Annotated in this window: 8 protein-coding genes; 4 read left to right on the top strand and 4 right to left on the bottom strand. The window is 72.2% G+C overall.

Annotation, left to right across the window (positions count from 1 at the left end):
* From G3573_RS19325 to G3573_RS19310, 4 genes are all read left to right on the top strand, one after another.
* The coding region (locus G3573_RS19325; RefSeq protein ID WP_163263313.1) for a hypothetical protein at positions 1–316 on the top strand (316 nt) is incomplete at its 5' end.
* A 93-nt stretch (positions 317–409) separates the two neighbouring features.
* Positions 410–871, top strand: coding sequence for a response regulator (locus G3573_RS19320; protein WP_163263312.1), 462 nt, complete (start codon positions 410–412; stop codon positions 869–871).
* A gap of 58 nt (positions 872–929) precedes the next feature.
* Positions 930–1,820 (top strand): ATP-grasp domain-containing protein, encoded by an 891-nt coding sequence (locus G3573_RS19315; protein WP_163263311.1) that lies wholly within the window; start codon positions 930–932, stop codon positions 1,818–1,820.
* A 152-nt stretch (positions 1,821–1,972) separates the two neighbouring features.
* Positions 1,973–2,398, top strand: coding sequence for a GFA family protein (locus tag G3573_RS19310; protein WP_163263310.1), 426 nt, complete (start codon positions 1,973–1,975; stop codon positions 2,396–2,398).
* Between the two features lie 3 nt (positions 2,399–2,401).
* On the opposite strand, the gene G3573_RS19305 is transcribed toward G3573_RS19310, so the two are convergent.
* The 4 genes from G3573_RS19305 to G3573_RS19290 all read right to left on the bottom strand — a co-directional run.
* A complete protein-coding gene (locus tag G3573_RS19305; protein ID WP_163263309.1) occupies positions 2,402–3,211 on the bottom strand; it encodes a hypothetical protein in 810 nt (269 codons plus the stop codon).
* A gap of 100 nt (positions 3,212–3,311) precedes the next feature.
* Positions 3,312–3,725, bottom strand: coding sequence for a hypothetical protein (locus G3573_RS19300; protein ID WP_163263308.1), 414 nt, complete (start codon positions 3,723–3,725; stop codon positions 3,312–3,314).
* On the bottom strand, positions 3,722–5,008 hold the full coding sequence (locus tag G3573_RS19295) for a dipeptidase (RefSeq protein WP_163263307.1): 1,287 nt from the start codon (positions 5,006–5,008) through the stop codon (positions 3,722–3,724). Before G3573_RS19295 ends, G3573_RS19300 begins: the two co-directional genes overlap by 4 nt.
* A 244-nt stretch (positions 5,009–5,252) precedes the next feature.
* Positions 5,253–5,963 (bottom strand): hypothetical protein (locus tag G3573_RS19290; RefSeq protein WP_205598373.1); only part of this gene is annotated, 711 nt, incomplete at its 5' end.

The following is a 5,963-nucleotide window of genomic DNA, read 5'->3' as shown; positions in this document are numbered from 1 at the left end:
GGCCACCGCCATGCGCGCGGCCCAGGGCCGGGTGCGCCGCCTGGCCCGCGAGCGGGTGCCCGAGGCCTGGGTGTCCGGCTCCGACGGCGGCGAAGGGGTCACGCCGCGGCCGCCCGGCTGGTGGTTCCACGCCTCCACCGACGCCGAGCGCGACCGCCTGGCCGCCGATCCGCGCCTGTGCGCCGACGTGCGCGCGGCCCTGCTGGACGCCGGCTGCCCGCCCAACGAGGTCGCCCGCATGTGGTTCCGCTTCGAGAGCCAGGAGAGCGTCGACCGCGATTTCCAGGGCGACTGGTGGTGGGCGCTGGAGCGCTGAAAAAACGCTGATTTTAAGGCCCGGTTAGCCGCGATCCCTCAAGCTTGGCCATTGAGTGTGTGTACGCGCGGGGGCGCGTTGTGGGGGCTGATCATGGGCCAGGCGTGGAACGCGCGCTTCGACGCGCGCGCGGGCGACGACGTTAGCGACGAGACGCCGGCCGAGGCCGGCCCGCCGCTGCGGGTGCTGGCCGCCGACGACCATCCCACCAACCGCCGCCTGGTCGAGGCCATGCTGGGCGCCATGGGCGTCGAGGTCGTCTCCGTCGAGGACGGGGCCCAGGCCCTGGCGGCCTTCGGCGGCGGCGGCTTCGACCTGGTGCTGATGGACCTGCGCATGCCGGTGATGGACGGCCTGACCGCGGTCGCCGCCATCCGCCAGCTGGAGGCCGAGGAAGGGCGCGTGCGCACCCCGATCCTGATCCTCAGCGCCCACGCCCTTCCCGAACACCAGGAAGCCGGCCGCGCCGCCGGCGCCGACGCCCACCTGGCCAAGCCGGTGGCGGCGAGCGACCTCTACGCGGCGATGGAGCGGCTGCTGGAGGCGGCGGCGTAAGGGGGGGGCGCTGCCTCCCTTCGTTGAAGAGACGCTCGATCTCGTTCACACAAACGCCATGCTGGCACCGTTCGTCATCTTCTGCGCCGATCCGATCAATCCTCGGTCGGTTGACCCTGCCTTCGCCCAGGAGGCAGAAGCCGCTCGGGCCGCCGGGTACACTGTCGTGGTTCTTGATCACGACGAACTCGATCATCGAACCGATCCTGGGGCGGCGCTTCGATCTGCGCGCTTCGACGGCGCGGGATCTGCCGTCTATCGGGGCTGGATGCTGCGGGATGTGGCATACGCGGCGTTGTTCGACGCTCTCGCCCGACGCGGCATCGATCTCGTCACTTCGCCGGCCGAGTACGCCACCTGTCACCACGCGCCCGGTTCGTACGCCGTCCTGAAGCGATGGATGCCGGCGACCACTTGGCTCCCGGTGTCGCAAATGGATGACCCGGCCGCGCTCGATCAAACCTTGGCCGCATTCGGGGCGGCGCCGGTTGTCCTGAAGGACTGGGTGAAGTCCCAAGCGGGGTACTGGAACGAAGCCTGCTTCATTCCTGACGCATCCAAGGCGGACGAGGCGAGGCGCGTGATCCGCCGCTTTCGGGAGCTGCAGGGCGACAGTCTCGTCGGCGGCCTGGTCTTCAAAGCTTACATTCCCCTAGAACCCGTCGGTTCGCCGGCGTTCGAGTACCGCGCTTTCGTCGTCAAAGGCGCAGCGGTCGGCAGCTGGCCGCGTTCGCGCGAAGCGGCCGATTTGGGCGCGCCGCCGAGCGCCTTGCTCGACGAAGTGGCCGCTAGCGTCCCGAGTCCCTTTGCTGCGGCGGACTTCGGCCGCGATGCGGACGGCCGTTGGTGGCTGCTGGAAGTGGGGGATGGGCAGGTCTCAGGTCTTCCGGTCGCCGAGGCGGCCGGCGCGATCTACGCTGCCTTGCGGGACGCGCTCACCCCCGCCTGAACTCCATGGCCCCGAGCGCTCCAATTCCACCATGGGATTAAGGCGCGGTCCGCATCCTGGGCGGATGCGCATCTCACCCTCGTGACAAGCCCGAGGGTGACGCAAGGGGTGAGCGCTCTGCTATGTGAGCCCGTCTGACCAGGAGCGAGCGCATGCGCGAGGACGTCGACACGATCGAGGGCGCCTGCCACTGCGGGACCGTTCGCTTCACCGCGCGACTGAGCGACGGACTGCGCACGGCGCGGCGGTGCACCTGTTCGCTCTGCCGGATGCGCGGGGCGGTGGCGGTGTCGGCGGAGCTGGGCGGCGTGACCGTCACCGCCGGGGCCGAGGCGCTGACCAGCTACCGCTTCAACACCGGCGCGGCGCAGCACTGGTTCTGCTCGGTGTGCGGGGTCTACACCCACCACCAGCGCCGCTCGAACCCGAACCAGTACGGCGTCAACGTCGCCTGCCTGGACGGCGTCAGCCCGTTCGACTTCGCCGAGGTCGTGGTGATGGACGGCGTCGCGCACCCGACCGACACCGGCCGCTCCCGCGTGGCCGGCGTGCTGCGTTACACGGCCTCCGACGAGTAGGCCTCAGCCGCCCGACTTCGGGTCCACAGCGGTGATCTTGTCGCCGTCCACGAGCCAGAGCTTGTCCTCGCCCGTCACGACATAGACCGGCAGGCGCATCGACAGCGACTGGAAGACGTGAATCTCGGTCGGGGTCGCGTCCAGCAGATGGCTCACCATCACGCCCGCCGGGGCGCCGCCCGATCCGCCGCCCGGCGACATGGTCAGGCAGCTCTTGGTGAAGCCGCGCTGGGCGGCGATCGCGCCGTCGGCGGCGACGTCGATCTCGTAGTGGCCGCCGAACGGGAACTGGTTCTGCGCGACCTGGGGCGTCAGCAGGTAGACCGGGACGGGCGCGTCCGCGCGCTGGGCCGGCAGGGCGACGGTGTTGAACGCGGCCTTGGCGCAGGCGCCCAGCCGCTTGCGTTCAGCCTCGGCGGTGGCGGCGTCGCGCGCCCGGATCAGGGCGACCGCCGTCGGGCTGAGCGCGGCGTCCTCGCCGGCGGCGAACCTGTGACGGGCCACGACCTTGGAGCCGCGCACGTCGGCCGTGAACACCGCCTTCGGCGTGGCGCCGTCGAAGCCGTAGTAGATCGCCCGCAGCGTCCCGTCGGCCAGCGGCTCGACCACATAGCCGCGCACGCCCGCCTTGTCCGGTTTCGCAATGACGCGCAGCATCTCGTCGGAGCTGACCCAGGCGGCCTGGTCGTAGGCGTAGAGCAACCGGCCGCGTTCGCTGGCGTGCGTCAGCGCCTCGTCGTCGCCGGCCCGGGCGCTCGGCGCGGCGGCCAGCAGACCGGCCGCCAGCGCGGCCGAAGCGAGTTTGCGGATCATGTGGTCCCCCGACCGAATGCGCCCAAACAAAAACGAACGTCGGTCGATCTGGCCCGCGCCGGGGCGGGCCGTCAATCTCTGGTTGCGTGGGCGGCTTGGCTTAGAACCCGCCCGCGGCGCGCTGCACCGGCGAGGGGTACTGGGCCTTCATCCGCGCGCGATAGCGACGCCACGACCACCAGGCGTTCCAGAGCTGGGCCACGCACAGGGCGCCCAGGGCGACGAGGGCGGCGATCTCGAGGCCCAGCTGCACGCCGGACGGCAGCATCGCTTCCAGCGCCGGCGACAGGGCGATGACCGCGGCCGGCGTCAGCGCGGCGACGGTTATGACCTGAAGTCCGGTGATCAGCCGGTTCTTCGTCGGCGTGAAGCAGCCCAGCAGGATCGCATAGGCGGGCAGTCGGATGGACCAGCCTTCCCAGTGAAGCCTGTCGGCCATGTCGACGAAGACGACGATGACCGCCGCGCAGCCGAGCAGCGCAGCCAGGCTCCGAAGCGTCTCTCCGAGCTTCACTTGCCGGCCGCCGCCTCGAGCTTCACGTGCGAGGGCGCCTGGGCCTTCATCTCCGCCGACACGGCCTCGACCCGGCGCATGACGCGCAGGACGTTTTCGCCGGTCAGCTTGCGCAGGTCGGCTTCGGTCCAGCCGCGGCGGCTGAGCTCGGCCAGCAGGCCGGGGTAGGCGTCGACGCCCGACAGGCCCTCGGGCAGGGTTGTGACGCCGTCGAAGTCGCCGCCGAGGCCCACGTGGTCGATCCCGGCCACGTCGCGCACGTGCTCGATGTGGTCGGCGACCATGGCCAGCGTCGCGACCGGGGCCGGCGGGCGGGCCTTGTCCCATTCTTCGAAGGCGCGGTCGGCGGCGCCGGGGGTGTCGGCGTAGCGCTCGGCGAAGGCCTTCCTGGCGGCGGCGATCTCCTTGGCGCGCGCGGCCAGTTCGGGCGAGACGAAGCCCGGCACGAAGGTGACCATCACCACCCCGCCGTTCTCGCCGGCGGCCTTCAGCAACTCGTCGGGCACGTTGCGCGGCGCGTCGGCCAGCGCGCGCGAGGCGGAGTGCGAGAAGATCACCGGCGCCTTGGTGACCCGCAGCGCGTCGCGCACCGTGTCGTCGGACACGTGGCTGAGGTCGACGATCATGCCCAGCCGGTTCATCTCGCGCACCACCTCCTCGCCGAAGGGCGAGAGGCCGCCGTGGGCGGGCGTGTCGGTGCCGCTGTCGGCCCAGGCGGTGTTGGACGTGTGGGTCAGGGTCATGTAGCGCGCGCCCAGCCCGTAGAAGGCGCGCAGCACGGCCAGCGAGTTGTCGATCGAATGGCCGCCCTCGACCCCGATCAGCGAGGCGATGCGGCCCTGGCGGTGGATGCGCTCGACGTCGTCGGCGGTGGTGGCCAGCTCGAACACGTCCGGGTGCGCGCCGGCCAGGTCGCGGACCAGCTGGATCTGCTCCAGCGTCGCCTGCACCGCGTCGGCGCCCTTCAGCTCGACCGGCACCCAGACCGACCAGAACTGGCCGCCCAGGCCGCCCTTCCTCAGGCGCGGGATGTCGGTGTGCAGGGGCGGGGTGCGGGTCGCGGCGTCGGCGCTCAGCGTCGCGCGGGCGGGATCGGAGCCGAAGTTGTCGCGGATCTCCCAGGCCAGGTCGTTGTGCCCGTCGACCAGCGGCGTGCGCTTCAGCACCCGCGCGACGGCGGCGTAGTCCTTGGCCGAGGGCTGCGGGTCGGCCGCGTGGGCCGCGCCGGCGATCGCCAGGACGGAGGCCGCGGCGAGCGCGGCGGTGAGGTTGAGTCGGTTCATCGGTCCCCCCGATTTGCCGGCGGACCGTGCCACGGCGCGGGAGGGGCGTGAAGGCGGCGCATCGCCCTTCTCCCCTTGCGGGAGAAGGTGGCCGGCGGAGCCGGCCGGATGAGGGGTGCCTGCGCCGAGGCGTCAGTATGAGGAGCGTCCTCGCGCCAGACGGTTCCGGCGCCGCGCCGTCACCCCTCATCCGACGCGCTCCGCGCGCCACCTTCTCCCGCAAGGGGAGAAGGGAATTCCGTGGCTACGTTCCGCTCGCAGCAAGGGGAGAGGGGGTCAGTAGGCGCCTGACCAGCACCATCGCCCCCACCAGGCACGCCCCGAACAGCAGGCCCTCCAGGGCGCCGGTGAGCGCCTGGCTGACCGGGCCGAAGCCGCTCTCGCCGACCAGCGCGCCGAACGGATCCAGCCGCAGGCGCGAGTCCGGGAAGCCCTGGGCCACCAGCTGCAGGCTGCCGCCCATCATCCGCCCGCCCAGCATCGGGATCAGCAGGCCTGCCAGCGCGCCGCAAAGGCCCGCGACCGCCACCCCGCGACGGACCGAGCGCGCCTCGGCGATCTTGTCGCTCAGCCAGGCCCCCAGCCCGACCGCCGCGCCCAGCAGGGCGCCTTCCGGCGCGCCGGTGATGTCGCCGGGCGCATGGCCGAACAGCAGGTTGAAGGCGTCCAGGCCCAGGAGCTTCACCACCGCGCCGACCAGCAGGCCGCCGATAGCGCCGCCCAGCACGCTCCAGGGTGACAGCCGGCCGGGCGCCATGCTGGCCGCCGCTATGCCGAAGCCGACGCCGGCCCCGCCGAGCACCGCCACCACCGCGGTCAGGCAGACCAGCACCAGGGCCACCGACACCGCGCCGGGGCCCGACGTCGATTGCGACGCGCCGACCACGCCGTACAGCAGGCCGCCGACCACGCCGGCCGCGCCGCCGCCGACCGTGCCGGCCGCGCCCAGCCACAG

Origin of the sequence: Caulobacter sp. 17J65-9, from assembly GCF_010975005.1 — a bacterium.
GTDB lineage: Bacteria > Pseudomonadota > Alphaproteobacteria > Caulobacterales > Caulobacteraceae > 17J80-11.
Note: the sequence above shows the minus strand (reverse complement) of the source record. Positions and strands in the feature narration are given on the sequence as shown.